The 18,783-nt window shown below is 51.3% G+C and carries 18 protein-coding genes; 17 read left to right on the forward strand and 1 reads right to left on the reverse strand.

From position 1 onward, the window contains the following. Positions 1-40 precede the first annotated feature (40 nt). The 8 genes from thiD (at position 41) to ACUN27_RS03800 (ending at position 6,262) form a co-directional block, all read left to right on the forward strand. Complete coding sequence (thiD, locus tag ACUN27_RS03765) at positions 41-910, forward strand: bifunctional hydroxymethylpyrimidine kinase/phosphomethylpyrimidine kinase (protein WP_445558395.1); 870 nt, start codon at positions 41-43, stop codon at positions 908-910. After that, positions 907-1,572, forward strand: a complete 666-nt coding sequence (gene thiE / locus ACUN27_RS03770) for a thiamine phosphate synthase (RefSeq protein ID WP_445558396.1) — start codon at positions 907-909, stop codon at positions 1,570-1,572. Before thiD ends, thiE begins: the two co-directional genes overlap by 4 nt. Positions 1,573-1,594: 22 nt before the next feature. Beyond that, on the forward strand, positions 1,595-3,382 hold the full coding sequence (gene thiC, locus ACUN27_RS03775; RefSeq protein ID WP_315953025.1) for a phosphomethylpyrimidine synthase ThiC: 1,788 nt from the start codon (positions 1,595-1,597) through the stop codon (positions 3,380-3,382). Between the two features lie 288 nt (positions 3,383-3,670). Beyond that, positions 3,671-4,273 (forward strand): ArsR/SmtB family transcription factor, encoded by a 603-nt coding sequence (locus ACUN27_RS03780; RefSeq protein WP_315953026.1) that lies wholly within the window; start codon positions 3,671-3,673, stop codon positions 4,271-4,273. Positions 4,274-4,288: 15 nt separating this feature from the next. Beyond that, on the forward strand, positions 4,289-5,404 hold the full coding sequence (locus ACUN27_RS03785; protein WP_445558397.1) for an aminopeptidase: 1,116 nt from the start codon (positions 4,289-4,291) through the stop codon (positions 5,402-5,404). Positions 5,405-5,716: 312 nt separating this feature from the next. Beyond that, positions 5,717-5,926 (forward strand): hypothetical protein, encoded by a 210-nt coding sequence (locus tag ACUN27_RS03790; RefSeq protein ID WP_315953028.1) that lies wholly within the window; start codon positions 5,717-5,719, stop codon positions 5,924-5,926. Between the two features lie 10 nt (positions 5,927-5,936). Further along, positions 5,937-6,065, forward strand: coding sequence for a hypothetical protein (locus ACUN27_RS03795; protein WP_315953029.1), 129 nt, complete (start codon positions 5,937-5,939; stop codon positions 6,063-6,065). Positions 6,066-6,130: 65 nt separating this feature from the next. Continuing rightward, positions 6,131-6,262 (forward strand): hypothetical protein, encoded by a 132-nt coding sequence (locus ACUN27_RS03800; RefSeq protein WP_445558398.1) that lies wholly within the window; start codon positions 6,131-6,133, stop codon positions 6,260-6,262. A 158-nt stretch (positions 6,263-6,420) separates the two neighbouring features. Here the strand turns inward: ACUN27_RS03800 and ACUN27_RS03805 are convergent, their stop codons facing one another. Then, entirely contained in the window at positions 6,421-7,272 is an 852-nt protein-coding gene (locus ACUN27_RS03805; RefSeq protein ID WP_315953030.1) for an AraC family transcriptional regulator, read from the reverse strand. Positions 7,273-7,428: 156 nt separating this feature from the next. Between ACUN27_RS03805 and ACUN27_RS03810 the strand changes: the two genes are divergently transcribed. From ACUN27_RS03810 to ACUN27_RS03850, 9 genes are all read left to right on the forward strand, one after another. Then, positions 7,429-8,280: a sugar phosphate isomerase/epimerase family protein gene (locus ACUN27_RS03810; RefSeq protein ID WP_315953031.1), complete on the forward strand. Its 852-nt coding sequence runs from the start codon at positions 7,429-7,431 to the stop codon at positions 8,278-8,280. Positions 8,281-8,520: 240 nt separating this feature from the next. Next, a complete protein-coding gene (hutH, locus tag ACUN27_RS03815; RefSeq protein ID WP_315953123.1) occupies positions 8,521-10,092 on the forward strand; it encodes a histidine ammonia-lyase in 1,572 nt (523 codons plus the stop codon). Between the two features lie 19 nt (positions 10,093-10,111). Next, on the forward strand, positions 10,112-11,785 hold the full coding sequence (hutU, locus tag ACUN27_RS03820) for a urocanate hydratase (protein WP_379172918.1): 1,674 nt from the start codon (positions 10,112-10,114) through the stop codon (positions 11,783-11,785). An 11-nt stretch (positions 11,786-11,796) separates the two neighbouring features. Beyond that, complete coding sequence (gene hutI / locus ACUN27_RS03825) at positions 11,797-13,098, forward strand: imidazolonepropionase (protein WP_326061126.1); 1,302 nt, start codon at positions 11,797-11,799, stop codon at positions 13,096-13,098. Further along, on the forward strand, positions 13,095-14,063 hold the full coding sequence (hutG, locus tag ACUN27_RS03830) for a formimidoylglutamase (protein ID WP_315953033.1): 969 nt from the start codon (positions 13,095-13,097) through the stop codon (positions 14,061-14,063). Before hutI ends, hutG begins: the two co-directional genes overlap by 4 nt. Positions 14,064-14,245: 182 nt before the next feature. Next, a complete protein-coding gene (locus tag ACUN27_RS03835) occupies positions 14,246-15,409 on the forward strand; it encodes a YecA family protein (RefSeq protein WP_315953034.1) in 1,164 nt (387 codons plus the stop codon). 739 nt (positions 15,410-16,148) lie between these two features. Next, positions 16,149-16,814, forward strand: a complete 666-nt coding sequence (locus ACUN27_RS03840) for a TVP38/TMEM64 family protein (protein WP_315953035.1) — start codon at positions 16,149-16,151, stop codon at positions 16,812-16,814. A gap of 41 nt (positions 16,815-16,855) precedes the next feature. Beyond that, positions 16,856-17,557: a phosphatase PAP2 family protein gene (locus ACUN27_RS03845; RefSeq protein ID WP_445558399.1), complete on the forward strand. Its 702-nt coding sequence runs from the start codon at positions 16,856-16,858 to the stop codon at positions 17,555-17,557. Between the two features lie 196 nt (positions 17,558-17,753). Further along, positions 17,754-18,776: an LLM class flavin-dependent oxidoreductase gene (locus ACUN27_RS03850; RefSeq protein ID WP_315953037.1), complete on the forward strand. Its 1,023-nt coding sequence runs from the start codon at positions 17,754-17,756 to the stop codon at positions 18,774-18,776. Positions 18,777-18,783: the final 7 nt, after the last annotated feature.

The following is an 18,783-nucleotide window of genomic DNA, read 5'->3' on the forward strand; positions in this document are numbered from 1 at the left end:
GAGGGGCTGATTGTAACTAATTCTGAAAGGGGGAGCCCAGATGGCCATATATAAAGCTCTGACAATCGCCGGTTCCGATAGCGGAGGGGGAGCAGGAATCCAGGCCGATTTAAAGACGTTCCAAGAGCTGGGCGTCTACGGTATGTCGGTGATTACCGCCGTGACCGCGCAGAACACGTTAGGCGTTCAAGGCGTGTTCCCAATGAGCGCTCAGGCAGTGGAACAGCAGCTAGCGTCCATCGGAGCTGATTTGCGACCGGATGCTCTTAAAACCGGTATGTTATTCTCGTCTGAAATTATCCGAATCGTAGCTGCAGCGATAAAAAGCTACAAATGGGAGCGGGTTGTCGTCGATCCTGTCATGATCGCCAAAGGTGGCGCTTCTTTGCTTCAACAAGAGGCGATAGACGCCATGATTAAATACCTGCTGCCGCTGGCTGACGTGGTCACACCAAACATTCCGGAAGCGGAGGCGCTTAGCGGGATATCGATCACGGATAGCGAGTCGCGTCAGCAAGCAGCAAGAAAAATTCACGCATACGGCTGTCAGCATGTGATGATCAAAGGCGGTCATGAAGCGGACTCCGTTTATGCTACGGATCTGCTCTATGATGGGAAGTCGTTTACAGAGTATTCGTCCCGACGTTTACATACACCGCATACACACGGTACTGGCTGCACATTTGCTGCGGCTATCACTTCCGGACTTGCGCAGGGTCTGCCAGCTGCTGAATCTTTGCATTTGGCCAAAAACTTCATCCAAGCCGCTATTGCTGAACCGCTGTATATCGGAAGCGGCCATGGACCAACGAACCATTGGGCGTACCAACGGGGGCAAAAGCAGGAGAGCACTGCATCCTCCAACGCGATTATTGTGAGTCATGATGTTTACGCTGGAGGTACCCGATGACTAGTGAAGAACTGCGCAAAGCGCTTCGGTTGTATTTGGTGATGGGCAGCCCGAACTGTGGAGGGGCTGATCCTTATGCGGTGCTGGAGGCGGCGATTGCCGGCGGCATCACGATGTTTCAGCTCCGCGAGAAAGGCGCCGGGGCCCTGCAGGGGCCGGCGCTGCTCGAGCTGGGCGCCCGGCTGCGCCGTTTATGCGCGCAGCACCGGATCCCTTTCATCATCAACGACGATGAAAGGCTTGCTCTAGAGCTGGAGGCCGATGGGCTTCACATCGGCCAAGAGGACGCCCCAGCCGCCGCCGTGCGGCAGCGGCTGAAGCATATGATCGTGGGCGTGTCAGCCCACGATCTGGGGGAGGCGCAGTCGGCGCTGGCCGAAGGCGCCGACTACCTGGGCGTAGGCCCCCAATACGCCACGCGCACGAAGCTCGATGCGCGTGAGGTCCGGGGGCCTGCCATGATTGCCCGGATGCGCGAAGGCGGCATCCGGCTGCCTTTGGTTGGCATCGGGGGCATCGATGCCACGAATGCCTTGCCCGTCATCCGCGCAGGGGCGGATGGCGTGGCGGTTGTGAGCGCGATCGCCGGCGCGCGCTCCCCGCAGGAAGCGGCGTCGGAGCTGGATCACATTTTAAAGATGCCGAGTTCATTTATACAATAACCCATTAAAAGGAGGTCATGATGTGACAACAAGCAATAACAGCAGCCCCGTGAAAAACGTTCAAGTGTCTACATTTCCTGGCAGCAAAAAGGTGTATCTACAAGGGTCCAGACCGGATATCCAAGTACCCGTGAGGGAAATTTCGCTCGGGACTTCCACGAATATTCACGGCGACGAAGTAGCGAATGAGCCTGTACATGTTTATGATACAAGCGGTATTTATACGGATACGGAAAGAAATACCGATATTCGACAAGGGCTGCCGGCTAATCGCTTGCCATGGATAGAAGAACGCGGGGACGTAGAAGCTTATGAGGGACGTGAAGTAAAGCCGGAAGACAACGGACTTTCCTCGCCGGATGCAAGAGGAGCTGCGGAGGTATTCCCGGGATTAAATCGAAGGCCCCTTCGAGCTAAGCCGGGCTGTAACGTAACCCAGATGCACTATGCCCGCAAAGGCATCATAACGCCCGAGATGGAGTACATTGCGATTCGGGAGAATCTGGATAGCGAGTTTGTGCGGAAAGAAGTCGCGCTGGGCCGGGCCATTATTCCTTCTAATATTAATCACCCGGAAAGCGAGCCAATGATCATCGGACGCAACTTTCTGGTGAAAATCAATGCGAACATCGGAAACTCCGCGGTCGCTTCTTCCATTGAGGAAGAGGTGGAGAAAATGACGTGGGCCACCCGTTGGGGCGCAGATACGATCATGGATTTGTCGACAGGCAAAAACATACATACAACACGCGAGTGGATCATTCGCAATTCACCGGTTCCAGTAGGTACGGTGCCTTTGTACCAAGCGCTTGAGAAAGTAAACGGCAAGGCCGAAGACCTCTCATGGGAAGTGTATCGGGATACGCTGATTGAGCAGGCGGAGCAAGGGGTCAGCTACTTCACGATTCATGCAGGCGTGCTGCTGCGTTACATTCCTATGACCGCTCAGCGCGTAACGGGGATCGTGTCTCGCGGGGGATCCATTATGGCCGCATGGTGCTTGGCGCATCACCAAGAGAACTTTCTATATACGCATTTTGAAGAGATATGCGAAATTATGAAAGCCTACGATGTCGCGTTCTCGCTCGGCGACGGGCTGCGTCCCGGTTCGATCGCGGATGCGAACGACGAAGCGCAATTCGCCGAGTTGGATACGCTCGGCGAACTGACCAAAATCGCTTGGCGCCACGACGTCCAAGTGATGATTGAAGGGCCGGGTCATGTGCCGATGCACATGATCAAGGAAAACATGGACCGTCAGCTGGAAGTCTGCGATGAAGCGCCATTCTACACGCTAGGACCGCTGACGACGGACATTGCGCCGGGTTACGACCACATCACCTCCGCGATTGGTGCGGCGATGATCGGTTGGTTCGGCACGGCGATGCTGTGTTATGTGACGCCGAAGGAGCATCTCGGCCTCCCGAACAAAGAGGACGTCCGCGTTGGGGTCGTCACCTACAAGATCGCTGCGCATGCCGCCGATCTTGCCAAAGGGCACCCGGGCGCGCAAATTCGCGATAACGCCCTGTCGAAGGCGCGCTTTGAGTTCCGTTGGCGCGATCAGTTCAATCTCTCGCTCGATCCGGAGCGAGCGATCGAGTATCACGATGAGACGCTGCCGGCTGAGGGCGCCAAAACAGCACACTTTTGCTCCATGTGTGGACCGAAGTTCTGCTCCATGAGAATCACGCAGGATATCAGGCAGTACGCGCATGCGCGGGGGCTGGATGAAGCGTCTGCGGTGAGCAGTGGGATGCTGGAAAAGTCTAATGAGTTCCGTAAAGCGGGAAACCAAATTTATAGTTAAAAATTATGGGACGTTTTGCGCCTTTCTTGGTGACAGAAACGTCCCTTTTTGCTACCATAGAGAATAAAGCTTAACTTCGGTAATTCGTTAACGCGTTGAAACATTTAAGTGAGGGGGATGTCGATGAACATTGCAGAAACGGCAATTGACATGATTTCCTTTTCGCATTATGATACGGTTAAAAAGATTTGACCGTCGTTTAATTAATCTCGTAAGAGATTAAGAGTTGACCAACAGACGCTTGTTTACACGGCAAAATTGGTACAGGAGAGGGAGGTCGAATCCAGGATGAAGCTGCAACCGGTCTATATTATTGAAGAGTTAGAACAATTAAAAACGATAAGTGATCCACTGCGCGCCAAGGTGCTGCTTTATCTCATCGAGAAAGCGTATACCGGCCAACAATTGGCTAAACTATTAGGAATGGCGCGTGCCAAAGTACATTATCATTTGAATGAGCTCGAAAAGCATGGATTGATTTCGGTGATACGTACGGAACTTAAAAATGGTATCGTTCAGAAGTTTTACCGAGCCGTCGCGCGTGGCTTCGTGCCTAGTGAAGCGCTGCTCCCCTATGTTTCCGAGGTAGAGAACTACTACCGTGAGAGAACCTTGAGCGTGCTTGCGCGTGCCAGACGCAGAGCGATTAATGCCCCTGAAGAGGCGTTCCAAATTCCATCTGCTGACCGTGCGCATTGGCCAATCATTATGACGCAGGTCGAAGTCAAAATGAGCAAAGAAAAATATGCGGAATGGCTTAGAAAGTTTCGCGCTCTTATTTTTGAACTCGATTCTCAGCAAGAAGAGAACGGGGAATGGTTTTACTTGACGACAGTCGGCTTTCAGACGAATGAGCCGTCTTTTGACCCAGTGGATGAAGTAGAGAAGTAGAGGAGAGAGATAGACATGTTAGATCCAAGATTAACGAAACTGGCTGATGTGCTTGTGAATTACTCGGTTAAAGCGCAGCCTGGCGAAAATATTTTGATCGAAGCTTATGGTATCGATAACGCGCTTGTCAAAGAACTCGTGAAAAAGGTTCACGCAGCCGGCGCTCATCCTTATGTTAACGTGCGGGACCATGCGGTCATTCGCCAGCTTGTTATGGAAGGAACAGAAGCTCAAATGCAAACTTGGGCGGATGTGGATGCTTTCCAAATGAAAAAAATGCAAGGCTACATTGGCGTACGCGGCGGGGCTAACATTTACGAGCTATCGGATATCCCTGCGGACCGGATGAAGCTTTACAATTCCATTTACTATCAACAAGTTCACTTTGATGTTCGTATAAAGGATACAAAATGGGTCGTTCTTCGTTACCCGACATCTTCCATGGCGCAGCTGGCCAGCATGAGCACTGATGCTTTTGAAGAGTTCTACTTCAACGTTTGTACGATGGATTACGGCAAAATGTCCAAAGCGATGGACGCGCTGAAAGATCTGATGGATCGCACGGATAAAGTGCGTCTGGTGGGTCCTGGAACGGATTTGACGTTCTCGATCAAAGGAATTGGCGGCGTGAAATGCGACGGCGAATTGAACATTCCGGATGGCGAAGTTTATTCCGCACCGGTTCGTGATTCCGTGAACGGCGTTATTTCCTTCAATACGCCTACCCCGCATGATGGCTTTATTTTCGAGAACATCGTGCTTGAGTTTGAAAATGGGAAAATCATTAAAGCTACGGCGAACGATACGGATCGCATTAATGAGATTTTCGATATGGATGAAGGTGCCCGCTATGTTGGGGAATTCGCGATCGGCGTGAACCCGTACATCCAGCATCCAATGAAGGATACGTTGTTCGATGAGAAAATCGACGGCAGCTTCCACTTCACGCCAGGCAACTGCTACGACGATGCTTACAATGGCAACAAGTCTTCGCTGCACTGGGATATCGTGAACATCCAACGTCCGGAATACGGCGGCGGCGAGATTTGGTTCGACGATGTGCTGATTCGCAAGGACGGCATTTTCGTTCTGCCTGAGCTTTTGCAGTTGAACCCGGAAAATTTGAAATAAGTTGAGTGATGAGCTCCTCTAGATCCTGCACGATGTGCGGGGATGGGGGGCTTTTTGTTTTGTTTGGTGGCGGCAATGGATGCGTGCGAAGGTACTGTGGATGGTTAGCGCCGAATACTCCTGTTATTTTTCGTGCGTTAGCTGCCACTTTTGTGCAATTAACTGGAATTACTACCACTCATTTCAGCTAATATGGTGATTTTGAGTTGCTACAGACAATTTAGCGATAGTTCCTACAGTTATTTCGTTCCCTGCCACAGAATAGCGCGAAATAAGGGTATACTTTCCATGTAATTCAGCAGAGGCACCTGATTGGAGCAAATTTCGTGGAATATGGCGAAGAAACTAGCTGCTGTAAGGATGTTTTCAACGTTAAAGTGGCAAATGCGTGTGGAGCGGATGTGTGCGGAAGAGTTAACGTTGTTAAACAACGTTAACGCAGGCATGCTGAAGAAACTAGCTACTGTAAGGATGTTTTTCAACGTTAAAGTGGCAGAGGTGCGTGAAGTGGTTGTGAGTTGAGGAGTTAACGTTGTTAAACAACGTTAACGCAGGCATGCTGAAGAAACTAGCTACTGTAAGAGTGTTTTTCAGCGTTAAAGCGGCAGATACGCGTGAAACGGAAGTGTACAGAAGAGTTAACGTTGTTAAACAACGTTAACGCAGGCATGCTGAGGAAACTAGCTACTGTAAGGATGTTTTTCAGCGTTAAAGCGGCAGATGCGCGTGGAACGGAAGTGTACGTCGGAATTAACGTTGTTAAACAACGTTAACGCAGGCATGCTGAAGAAACTAGCTACTGTAAGAGTGTTTTTCAGCGTTAAAGTGGCAGATGCGCGTGAAATGGTTGTGAGTTGAGAAGTTAACGTTGTTAAACAACGTTAACGCAGATATGACGAGGAAACTAGCTACTATAAGAGTGTTTTTCAGCGTTAAAGCAGCAGATACGCGTGGAACGAACATGAGCAAAAGTGCATAAAAACAGCGCCCGTCTATGACGGGCGCTGCGTGCGCAATCAGCCCCGGCGCTGCTGCGCCTGGTACTGGCGCGGGGGAAGGCCGACCGCTTTTTTGAAGGTGCGGATGAAGTTGGAGTAGTCGTTGAAGCCGGCCAACTGGCACGTATCCGTGACCGTAGAGCCTTCGCGGAGCAGCTGCTTCGCTTTGTTAATGCGCTTAAATAGAATATGCTCATGAATGGTGCTGCCCGTATGTTTTTTAAATAATCGGCAAAGATAGGAGCGATTCATAAACACCACATGCTCCAGCACTTCGAGCGACAGATCCTGATCCAGATTTTCGTCAATATACGTAAAAAGGGAGGACAGCTTGTCAGGGATCATGACCTGATCATCTTGTTTGCCTTGATTGAGGAAAATCCGGTTGATAAACACAAGCAGCTCGGTAAAAGCGGCCACAAATAAAATGTCCGATCCAGGCAACGCCTGAGGGCGCGTGTACAGCTCCATGCGCTCGAATATTTTCAAGAAGTCATCAATTTGCTGGGGATTCAGACGCATCCGGTTTTGTTCGCCGAACTTGCGGTTATTGAAGCAGTGCAGCAAATCAAACTGCGAAGAATTCAGGTTTGCGAGCAGCGCAGGGTTAAAGTGGATGACGCAGTTCTCATAACGCTGTTTTTTCGATTGGAAATTAGGCCTGTGAAGCTCGTTGCTGTGCATGATTAACAGATCGCCATACTGCAAATGATAGACCTGTTTTTCGATAAAATAGTGGACATCCCCGGTTAGAAAAAAATAGATTTCATATTGATCCTGATGCTGATGAAAATCCATCGGCCGCGGCTCATTCGTCAAGGTATGGCGGAAATTGATCAACTGATGAAGATTTTGGTATAGATCCTGCATGAGAGGTTCTCCTCTATTAAACTGGAGTCAATATTAGCAAACTTTTGCCCAATTAATGCAATGAATACGTTTTTATTATACTGCAAAATAAAGAAGAGTTAAACAAACAAGCTATTCTACTTACAACGATGATCGATACTCTAAGGAGGATTCAATATGAAATTGTCTATTTTTACAGTAGCAACACCTGACTTAACACCTGAGGAGCTGGCCAAGGCGGCAACAGCAGCAGGTATTGAAGGGATTGAATGGCGTTTTAAAGATACTCCAGCGGAGTTGGCCAACGAGAAGCCATCTTTCTGGCGTAACAATCTTTGCTCCATTGATCCAAGTGCTTCCGATGAAGAATTGGAGCGTTTCAGACTTATTGCTGTTAACAATAACCTGGTAAATTTAAGTGTTACCCCTTATTTGAATGACTGCAATGTGGATGAAACTGAGCGTGTATTTAAAGCCGCGAAAAAAGTAGGAGCTTCTTTCATCCGTTGCGGAGTTCCTAATTATGATAAAAGTGTAAACTATAACGACCTGTTTGCAAAAGCTACGGACTATTTGCACCACGTGCAAGAGTTTTCGCAGCAATATGGCATCAAGGCGTTGGCTGAAATCCACCATAATACGATTACTCCAAGCGCAGGGCTGTCTCACCGCCTGGTTTCGCAGTTCAATCCAGACCACATCGGCGTGCTGCATGATGCAGGCAACATGGTGCACGAAGGTTTCGAGAACTACCGCATGGGTCTTGAGCTGCTAGGGCCATACCTGGCACATGTGCATGTGAAAAATGCGCAATGGGTACCTACAGGTGAAATGCAAGACGGCATTAAGCTTTGGAAAAGCGAGTGGGCACCGATTGACGCGGGTATCGTGAACTGGAAACAGCTGCTGGTCGATTTGAAAGCAGTTGGGTACGACGGCTACCTTGGAATCGAAGATTTCAGCGGTCAATACGGCTCGCAAGAAATGCTAAACAATTTCTCTTCCAAAGTGAAAGAATGGTTAGGTTAAGTCCAGCATTTGGGCAATAAGCCATATTGACAGTCTGCGAACCCCCGTGTGACAATAAGGTAAGGTATAACAAAACAATTCAAAAAGTGAGTGAGCGCGATGAGGGATCGGCTGGAGCAGGATACCGGACAATCGCATAAAACCCTCTTTTTTAAAAAAAGGGACCGTATGGAAGAGAACATCTTCCGTACGGTCCCTTTCTTTTGTTAAAGCGAGAAAGGAGTCTGAATAGATATGGCGATGATATATAAAGAAAAGCAACAGCAGGATGACGGAGGAGGTAAACCTCCAGTGAAATTAGATGGTGAGCAATTAACGCCGGCATTAGTGGCAGCGGTTGCTTATGACGAAGTGCCTGTGGCACTGGAGGATGAAGCGATGAAGCGCGTGGTGAAGTGCCGCGCTATGGTGGAGGAGCTTGTTGCGACAGGCCAAGTGGTATATGGTGTCACGACTGGCTTCGGGAAATTCAGCGATGTACGCATTTCCCCGCAGGATGCTGTGCAGCTGCAGCTTAATCTGATCCGCAGCCATGCTTGCGCGGTGGGCAGGCCGCTGCCGGAACCAACCGTGCGGGCGCTGATGCTGCTGCGCGCAAACGCGCTGGCCAAAGGGCACTCCGGCATCCGGCCGGAAACGCTGCAGCTGCTGGTCGATTGCATCAATGGCGGCGTGCATCCGATTGTGCCGGAGCAAGGCTCGCTTGGCGCAAGCGGAGACTTGGCGCCGCTGTCTCATCTGGCGCTCGTGCTGATGGGCGAAGGCGAGGCCATCTACCAAGGGCAGCGTCTGCCGGGCGCTCTAGCGCTTGCCAAAGCAGGGCTGAAGCCGATTACGCTTCAGGCGAAAGAAGGGCTTGCCTTGATCAACGGCACGCAGATTATGGCCTCGATCGGCACGTTAGCGTTCGTCAAGGCAGAGCACCTCGCACGGATCGCGGATGTCATCGCTGCGATGACGGTGGAGTGCTTGCGCGGTATCCCGGACGCTTATGCTGACGAAGTGCAGCGCGTTCGTCCTTATCCGGAGCAGATCGGGGTAGCGGTCAATCTGCGCACGCTACTGCAAGGCAGCAAGCTGACGACGCGCCAAGGCGAGATCCGCGTGCAAGACGCCTATTCCTTGCGCTGCTTGCCGCAGGTTCATGGTGCGACGCGCCAAGTTCTTGGTTATGCGGGAGATAAGATCGCCATAGAGATTAATTCAGCGACAGATAATCCTTTATTATTCGTGGATAAAGGACTTGTGATCTCTGGAGGCAATTTCCACGGGCAGCCGATTGCTTTTGCAATGGATTTTCTGAAAATCGGCATGAGCGAGCTTGCGAACATTTCCGAGCGCCGCACGGAGCGGCTGGTGAATCCGGCGTTATCCGGCGGACTGCCTGCTTTTCTCAGTCATAACCCCGGTGTCGGCTCCGGCATGATGATTACACAGTATGTCAGCGCATCGCTCGTTTCAGAGAATAAAGTGCTGGCTCACCCTTCCAGCGTTGATTCCATCCCGTCTTCGGCAAACCAGGAGGACCATGTGTCGATGGGGACAACGGCAGCGCGTCATGCGGCCCAAGTGATCGACAATGTGTCGAAGGTGCTGGCGATCGAGCTTATCTGTGCAGCTGAAGCCGCTGAATTCATCGGGGCGGAGGGTCTTGCCCCAGCCACTCGCGTGCTTTACGACAAACTGCGAGCGGTCGTCCCGCCCGTGATTGAGGATCGCTCAACCTCTCGTGAGATTGAGGAAGTCGCTGCTGCGCTGCTGGAAGGCGAATGGCTGCGAGCCGTTGAGGCTGTTACCGGTTCGTTATTTTAAAATCAAAGGAGATGCTGATATGACGAATATGAACCATGGAAAAAGAGTCATCCGCGCCCCTCGAGGCACAGACTTATCATGCAAAGGCTGGGTGCAGGAAGCGGCGATGCGTATGCTGATGAACAATCTGGACCCTGAGGTCGCAGAGCGCCCGGAGGATCTTGTGGTTTATGGTGGTATCGGCAAAGCAGCACGAAATTGGCCGGCGTTTGACGCCATTGTTCGTGAGCTCCAGCGTTTGGACAACGATGAAACTTTGCTCATTCAGTCGGGTAAGCCGGTAGGTGTTTTCAAAACGCATGAACGGGCTCCCCGTGTCCTGCTGTCCAACTCGGTGCTCGTGCCCAAATGGGCCAATTGGGAGCATTTCCGCGAGCTGGAAGCAAAGGGACTGATGATGTACGGCCAAATGACAGCGGGTAGTTGGATTTACATCGGTACGCAGGGTATTCTGCAAGGCACCTACGAAACGTTCGCTGAAGCGGCCAGACAGCATGCAGGAGGTACGCTGCAAGGCACGCTGACCCTGACAGCCGGTCTTGGCGGTATGGGCGGTGCACAGCCCCTAGCGGTCACGATGAATGAGGGCGTCGTCATCGCCGTTGAAGTCGATCGCAGCCGGATCGAGCGTCGCATTCAAACCCGCTATTGCGATGTGTTCGCTGAAACATTGGATGAAGCGCTTCTCCTCGCCGAGAAAGCAATGGCAGCCGGGAAGCCGCTCGCCATCGGACTTCTGGGCAATGCGTCAGAGGTGTATCCGGAATTTGTGCGGCGTGGGATTAAGCCGCATTTTGTAACGGATCAGACTTCGGCGCATGACCCGCTAATCGGATATATCCCGGCCGGGATGACGCTGGAGGAAGCGGCGGAACTCCGGCAGCGCGACCCGGAAACGTACGTACAGCTTTCCAAAAGCAGTATGGCCGTGCATGTGCAAGCGATGCTTGATCTACAAAAGAAGGGAGCCATTGTATTCGACTATGGCAACAACATTCGTCAGGTTGCGTTCGATCAAGGTGTCGTAAATGCGTTTGATTTCCCAGGTTTTGTTCCTGCGTATATCCGACCGCTGTTCTGTGAGGGCAAAGGGCCGTTCCGTTGGGCCGCGCTTTCCGGCGATCCGGAGGACATTCGCAAAACCGATGAGCTCGTGCTGCGCCTCTTCCCGGACAATGCCCACCTGCATCGTTGGATTAAAATGGCGGACGAACGCGTCGCCTTCCAAGGGCTGCCGGCGCGGATCTGCTGGCTGGGTTATGGCGAGCGCGAGAAATTCGGGCTCGCGCTTAACGAGATGGTCCGCAGCGGAGAGCTGAAGGCGCCGATTGTTATCGGCCGCGATCATCTGGATTGCGGCTCTGTCGCCTCGCCGAATCGGGAAACGGAAGCGATGAAGGACGGCTCTGATGCCGTTGGCGATTGGGCGATATTGAATGCTTTAATCAATACGTCAGCAGGCGCCTCATGGGTTTCTATTCACCATGGCGGCGGCGTAGGCATGGGTTATTCGCTTCACGCAGGCATGGTCGTGGTGGCGGATGGAACGGATGCAGCGGCGGAGAGGCTGCGCAGTGTGCTGACCTCAGACCCTGGCATGGGCGTTATCCGCCATGTGGATGCCGGGTATGACGAAGCGGTCGAAACGGCGGAGAAACACGGCATTCGCATCCCGATGCGTGAGCAGGATTAGGAGGAGTGAAGATGGAACGAATCGATTTGCTCCTCACCGGTATAGGCCGTTTGGTGACCCCGGAGGGAAATAGACCGCGCTGCGGGGAGTCTATGAAAGAGGTTTGTGAGATCAAGGATGCGGTAATCGCTATTAGGCAGGGGAGAATTGCTTGGTTCGGGTCGGTGAATGAGCTACAGGATCAGCTTGCACGCAGCGAAATCGCGGTGACGATAGATGTCGGCGGACGGCTGATCACGCCAGGTCTCGTTGATCCGCATACCCATCTTGTGCATGGGGGTTCACGTGAGCATGAGCTGGCGCTGAAGCGGTTGGGTGTCTCGTATTTGGACATTTTGGCGCAAGGAGGAGGTATTCTTCATACGGTTAGATCGACACGCGCAGCAAGTGAGCAGGAGCTGTATGAGAAGGCGCACCGCAGTCTCAACGAAATGCTGCTGAATGGTGTTACAACCATTGAAGCGAAGAGCGGCTACGGTCTCTCGTTAGAAGCGGAAGTAAAGCAGCTGCGCGTTGCCAAACGTTTGGATGCGACACACGTTGTTGATGTGGTATCGACCTTTATGGGGGCGCATGCCGTGCCTGAGGAGTATAAGGGTCGCAGCGAAGTATTCGTCGATGCGATTGTTAACGACATGCTGCCTAAAGTGGCGGAAGAGGGCCTTGCGGAGTTTTGCGACGTGTTTTGCGAAGATGGCGTTTTCTCTGTCGAGGAGTCGCGTCGTATCTTAACGGAAGCGCAGCGTCAGGGACTCCGTGCGAAGATACACGCGGACGAAATCGTTTCGCTTGGCGGTGCCGAGCTGGCGGGAGAGGTGGGCGCGATATCCGCCGAGCATTTGCTGGCGGCAACGGATACGGGGCTCGCGGCTCTTGCCGAGAACGGCGTGATCCCGGTTCTGCTGCCGGGCACATCGTTCAATCTCGGTCTAGCCACGCATGCGCGTGCCCGTGACATGATCGACAGGTATGACCTGCCGGTAGCCCTGTCCACGGACTATAACCCCGGCTCCTGTCCGACGGAGTCGATTCAGCTTATCATGATGCTGGCGTCGCTCCATCTGAAAATGACGCCGGAGGAAATTCTGACCGCCTGCACGATCAACGCGGCGAATGCGCTGGGACGCGGGGATGATATTGGATCGATCGAGGTGGGCAAACGTGCGGATCTGGCGATTTTTGATGCGCCTAATATCGCCTATCTCTTGTATCATTTTGGGATCAACCACACGTACGGTGTGATAAAAAACGGGAAACCGGCCGTTTGGAACCGCCTGCTTGTAACGGCGACAGAGGAGGAGGAAGCGCGATGAGTCATGAGATTCCTTTTTTAAAATCGCCTGATCAAGCCGCCTTTCGTGATCATATGGAAACCAAAGTAGCCCAGTGGATTCGCCCTTGGGACGGTCATGAGGAGCTTCTTGCAGGGATTGTCGGCGTACCTTTATCGAAGTCCTCGATCTCGCATTCGGGCGCTTCGACGACCCCTGCTGCAGTTCGTGCGGCGTTCAAGTCATTTACGACCTATTCGATGGAATATGGCGTCGATTTGCAGGATTTGGCTGTCCGTGACCTTGGCGATATCCAGATGCATGTGACCGACATCGCGGAATGTCATCGACGTATCGAGGAGAGTCTTCGGGCTCTATACAAGGAGCAGCCTAACTTGATCCCGATTATTGTTGGCGGCGATCATTCGACGAGCTGTCCGTCGCTCAAAGCCTTTGCTGACCGCCATCCGGGCCAGAAGGTGGGCATCATCCATTTTGATGCGCATCATGATGTTCGCAACTTCGAGGATGGCGGGGTGACGAACGGTACGCCGTTTCGCGGTATCCTGGAGTCGGGTGTGGTTCACGGACCTAACATCGTGCAAATCGGAATCCGGGGGTTCATGAACTCTAAGCCCTATCATGACTATGTGAAGAGCAAAGGTGTGCATGTGTATACCTCAAAGGATGTACGACGTATGGGAATTGACGTCGTGCTGGATGAAGCGATTGGGCTTGCCGGGAAAGATACGGATGTGCTGTATGTGAGTTTTGATGTTGACGTGATCGACCAAGCCTATGCTCCGGGCTGCCCAGCCATCGGCACCGGCGGGATGCACCCATGGGACGCTATGGATGCCCTTCATCGCTTGGGAGCGCTTCCAAAGGTGCAAGGGCTGGATTTTGTCTGCATTGATCCGACTGTCGATCTCCGCAATGTGACCTCGCGTTTGGCGGTTCAGTTCATGCTCAGCTTCCTGGCGGGAGTGGCTGCACGTCCGGTTTAACTGGGTTAGTAAGGTTTTGCAAGGCACTTGCCGATAAATTGGTAAGTGCCTTTTTTATGGCTAATTCGTTAACTTTTATGGAAACTAGTGGGAAACTCTATCGCAAACGGCTGATAAATTGTACAATGGTAGGATGTCATTAAAAGTTGAAGTTGTTTTTCTTTTCGGAAAGGATGAAGAAAATGGACAAGCGCAAGAGCGCCAAAAAACAGAATGAGGCTTATGTAGGGGAGGAGTTTGGACCCGAGCTTACAATTCCGCTTTCACTCGCTGACTGTCTTGTTCGATTAACGAAAGGCGATCTTACGGAAATTCGGACTAATTTGGAGATTAAAGGGGTAAGCACTTTAAAGAAACAGGATTTAGCTATGGCATTGGTGGAGCATATTCCAAACTCTCTATCAAGTTTATTTTTTAAATTCGATGATACACGCTATCAAATTATGAAGCAAATTGCTGGGCGCGGCGGCGTTGCCCCTAGTACGATGATTGATGTAGAGCAGATTTCTTATTATGTGGAGCGAGGGCTGCTTTTCACTGGCATGCACAATGGGAAACCTGTCATAGCCATGCCGATGGAAGTGCGTGAAAGCTTTCAAAAGCTGGACTACAAATACTTCCGCGAGAAGTTCCAAAGAAATGCGGAATGGATTAAGCTCACGAACGGCCTTTTGTATTATTATGGTCATCTCAGTATCGAAGAGCTGCATAATCTCGTTGAGAGCTATATGGGGACGAAAGTGTATTGGCATGAATACTCAGCTGTTATAGAGGATTCACTTGTGTTTTATATGCAAATTAGCCCGGACTCCAGGGGCTATCATAATATCCTATTGAACAACCCTAAACAAGTGCAGCAGGAGCAGGAGTCCCGATTGAGTGTCTCCCTGTATCCTTTCACCAAAGAGCAGCTTCTGGCTGCTGGGGAGCGAGGATTTGTGGATCGGACTCCGGCGCACAAAGCGTTTGTGGACTTCATTCGCAAAAACTATACGATTTCGTATGAAGATGCAGACTTTATCGTAGAAGATTGTGTTGATCATATCCGCAATGGGGCAACACCGGGTATTCTGCTTCAATCGATCCAACAAGATCTTGAAATCAATGACTTAGAGCTGACAAGGAGCTTCATGAATCACATTGCAGCTTTGAATAATACGACAAGGCAATGGATTCTTAAGGGTTATTCACCGAATGAGTTATCTCCTGCCAGACCACTTGCTGTACTCCAGCAACCTCCTGCCGTGGCAGATGTTATTGACATGAAAACGCGCACGAAAGTAGGCAGGAACGATCCTTGCCCGTGCGGTAGCGGTAAGAAATTTAAGAAGTGCTGTGCGGGTTAATCATTTGGGTCAGTAAGTTGGCTCAAAAACGAGAAAACCGTCGAGACCATTTGTCTCGGCGGTTTTTTTGGCTGGGGCGTTCGGATGGGTAAACGGATTTACCTAATTTCTTCTACACATATCCACTCTTCACATACCACTGCTACTTTAACGCTGAAAAACATCCTTAAAGTAGCCAGTTCCTTCACCAAGCCAGCGTTAACGTTGTTTAACAACGCTAACTCCTCTGCACACATCCGATCCACGCACCACTGCTACTTTAACGCTGAAAAACATCCTTAAATTGGCCAGTTCCTTCATCACGCCAGCGTTAAAGTTGCTTAACAACACTAACTCCTCTGCACACAACCGATCCTCGCACCACTGCCTCTCTAACGCTGAAAAACATCACTTAATGTAGTTAATTTCCTCCCCCTGTTGGAAAGGCGATCCATTTCACCGCCTTATCTGAAATAGACGGATAAACTACCGTTAGTCTGCGCAGCAACAGTGTCTGGGGATGAATTAACGGTAGAAATCTAGTTAATCACCCAAAGTTGGATAAATGTATAAAATTAACAGGAGAATCGGCGTTAATTCCAAGTAGCTTCTTAGCCCCACGCTGCGGAGCCCTGTAACCTCCCATTCATTCCCGCATAACCCCCTCATTCAATAAACAATAGCGCCAAATTGTTGATATTGCCTCTTCTGTTTTGTAAGATGGAAATCAAATAAGACTGTGCCCGGAAGGAGGCAGCCCATGGCGCGTTCAAAGTCGCTTTGGTTATTAGTGGGATGGTTTCTGGCAGCTGGAGCGGGCTTGCTCGTTCTGCAATGGACCGGAGCATGGGCTCGCATGGACTTAAGTCGAGTGACGGAATGGCTGCGGCATTCGGGTCCTCTTGGCGGGATTTTGTACATTATTGTCTACACGCTGCGTCCTTTGGTGCTGTTTCCAGCAACGCCGTTGACATTGTATGGGGGCTATGTGTTTGGCGCTTTTTGGGGGACGATCTACGATATTATTGGAGCCGGTGCCGGTGCGATGCTTTCTTTTTATATAACACGAAAATGGGGCAGAAATGGCTTTCAACGGATTTTACGCAATAAGAAGCTGCAATCTTTTGATCAGAAAGCCGAAGAGAAAGGGTTCATGGTCGTGCTGTACATGCGCTTGATGCCCTTTTTTCCGTTTGACGGTGTCAGTTACGGGGCCGGGCTTTCCAAAATTCGTTTTTGGGACTACACATGGGGGACGCTCATTGGTATAATTCCAGGAGCAGTGGTCTATAACGTGTTTGGCGCATCACTGCAAGATATTGGATCCGGCAAATTTTATGCAGCCGTTGGGATGTACATCCTATTTGCATTAATTCCGCTGCTGCTCAAAAAAAGACAGTCGATACGGGCTCGCAAACGGGCCTGACGAATAAGGAAATCTAGCCGATCATCAGAGGGGAAATCAGCATGCAGGGGAAACCATTATACAAAGATTTAGTCTGGGGGTTAGGGGCGGCATGCGTGCTGCTAATTGGCTTTGTTATCTTATGGCAGAGCCTATCGTCCAGTTGGTTACAAACATTTGATAGAGGGATTAGCAGCGCTATTCAGTCACTTCGAAGTGACGGGCTGACGCCAGTTGTTATTTTTATTACTACGCTCGGAAAAGCAAAAGCAGAAAGTATCGTCTTCGTAGTGGTTGCTGCAATCTTGTTGTTTAAAATGAAACAGAGATGGGAGACACTTGTCCTGTTCATCGGTGTTCTGGCTACCTGGGGGCTTAACATTCTGATTAAAGGATTAATTGAACGCGAACGCCCTGCAGGACCGTGGCTCGTTGAGGAAACAGATTTCAGTTTTCCCAGTGGCCATGCGATGGTGTCTATTTTATTTTACGGATTGATAGGCTATTTGATATGGATCAATGTACGCAGATGGAAGGCAGCGTGGTTGGTACCGGTTGTGACAGTACTATTTGTATTGTGTATTGGAGCAAGTCGGATTTATTTAGGGGTGCATTACCCTAGCGATGTGCTGGCTGGATTCACAGCAGGCGGCGCGGCTCTGACGGGATGCATCATGGCCATTCATCGTATCACAGGTCGCAAGGCCCGCATACAGCAAGGAATGAACCGGTCAAATCGGCCGGGCTACAACCATCCTGCATAGACGAGATAAGGTTTATTTACAAAAAAGTAAGGCATAAAGTGATGCCAAATTCATACACTTTTAGTAAGTAAGAGGATCACTAAAGACATAGCTCACATCGGGGACAACGCCTTCCAGGGGTTCGTCCTTTTTCTTTTGCTTCCAGGACGTTGTATAATTAATCCATCGGCAGATGACTCAGAAAGAAGGGATGACTATGCTGAAATTAAGTATTCTTGATCAATCACCGGTTTCTTCCGGTTTTACGCATAGCGATGCGCTGCAGCAGACGATCCAGCTGGCGCAGTTGGCTGACCGCCTAGGCTACACGAGATTCTGGGTGTCGGAGCATCATAACTCGCAGGGTCTCGCAGGCTCGTCTCCAGAGGTGCTGCTATCGACATTAGCGGCGCGCACAAGCCGCATTAGGCTCGGCTCTGGCGGCGTGTTGCTGCCGCATTACAGCTCCTACAAGGTCGCGGAGAACTTCCGGATGCTCGAAGCACTATATCCGGGGCGCATCGACCTTGGCATCGGGCGTGCGCCTGGCGGCACGCCGCACACGGCCAAAGCGCTGAGAGGGGTCAGCGCCGATCTGTTCGAAGGACTTGAGCGGTTCCCGGCTCAAGTCACGGATCTGCTCGGGTTCCTCACCGATTCGGTGGAACCCGGTCACGTGTTCGAGGGCATCCGCGCCACCCCGATGGTGGCTGGAGTGCCCCAGGTGTGGCTGCTCGGCTCCACCGGGCAGAGCGGGGTGTACGCCTCGCAGGCAGGCGCAGCGTTCTGCTTCGCGCACTTCATTAACGGCGCGGGCGGACAGCATGCGGTGCGCAGCTACCGCAGCTCGTTCAAACCGTCCGCGCTTAATGTCGTGCCGCAGGCGACGGTATGCATCTATGTGCTCTGCGCCGAAACGCAGGTAGAGGCGGAAGAACTCGCCAGTTCCATCGATTTGCGCATTCTGCAAATGGAAAAAGGCGAGTTCACGGGAGTGAAATCGCCTGAAGAAGCGGCTTCCTATGTCTACTCGGATTGGGATCAAACGCGAGTAAGGGATAATCGGTCCCGGATGATTATCGGTGACCCAGGGCAAGTTCGGGAACAGATGCTGAACTTGGCCGACAGCTACCAAGTGGATGAAGTCATGGTCGTTGCCGGCGGTTACCTGCCTGAGACGAGGCAGCGGACGATTGAACTGCTGGCCGAAGCGTTTGATCTCGCTGCACTTAAGGTCTGATTTTCTT

This window comes from Paenibacillus sp. WC2504, assembly GCF_052682475.1.

What these genes read in the sequence shown, in the direction of transcription:
- hutI (WP_326061126.1), top strand. Translation starts at nt 11,797, where the DNA reads ATGGAACGAATCGATTTGCTCCTCACCGGTATAGGCCGTTTGGTGACC.
- hutH (WP_315953123.1), top strand. Translation starts at nt 8,521, where the DNA reads ATGATATATAAAGAAAAGCAACAGCAGGATGACGGAGGAGGTAAACCT.
- ACUN27_RS03780 (WP_315953026.1), top strand. Translation starts at nt 3,671, where the DNA reads ATGAAGCTGCAACCGGTCTATATTATTGAAGAGTTAGAACAATTAAAA.
- ACUN27_RS03835 (WP_315953034.1), top strand. Translation starts at nt 14,246, where the DNA reads ATGGACAAGCGCAAGAGCGCCAAAAAACAGAATGAGGCTTATGTAGGG.
- thiD (WP_445558395.1), top strand. Translation starts at nt 41, where the DNA reads ATGGCCATATATAAAGCTCTGACAATCGCCGGTTCCGATAGCGGAGGG.
- ACUN27_RS03785 (WP_445558397.1), top strand. Translation starts at nt 4,289, where the DNA reads ATGTTAGATCCAAGATTAACGAAACTGGCTGATGTGCTTGTGAATTAC.
- ACUN27_RS03805 (WP_315953030.1), bottom strand. Translation starts at nt 7,272, where the DNA reads ATGCAGGATCTATACCAAAATCTTCATCAGTTGATCAATTTCCGCCAT.
- ACUN27_RS03840 (WP_315953035.1), top strand. Translation starts at nt 16,149, where the DNA reads ATGGCGCGTTCAAAGTCGCTTTGGTTATTAGTGGGATGGTTTCTGGCA.
- ACUN27_RS03850 (WP_315953037.1), top strand. Translation starts at nt 17,754, where the DNA reads ATGCTGAAATTAAGTATTCTTGATCAATCACCGGTTTCTTCCGGTTTT.
- ACUN27_RS03845 (WP_445558399.1), top strand. Translation starts at nt 16,856, where the DNA reads ATGCAGGGGAAACCATTATACAAAGATTTAGTCTGGGGGTTAGGGGCG.
- ACUN27_RS03810 (WP_315953031.1), top strand. Translation starts at nt 7,429, where the DNA reads ATGAAATTGTCTATTTTTACAGTAGCAACACCTGACTTAACACCTGAG.
- thiE (WP_445558396.1), top strand. Translation starts at nt 907, where the DNA reads ATGACTAGTGAAGAACTGCGCAAAGCGCTTCGGTTGTATTTGGTGATG.
- hutG (WP_315953033.1), top strand. Translation starts at nt 13,095, where the DNA reads ATGAGTCATGAGATTCCTTTTTTAAAATCGCCTGATCAAGCCGCCTTT.
- hutU (WP_379172918.1), top strand. Translation starts at nt 10,112, where the DNA reads ATGACGAATATGAACCATGGAAAAAGAGTCATCCGCGCCCCTCGAGGC.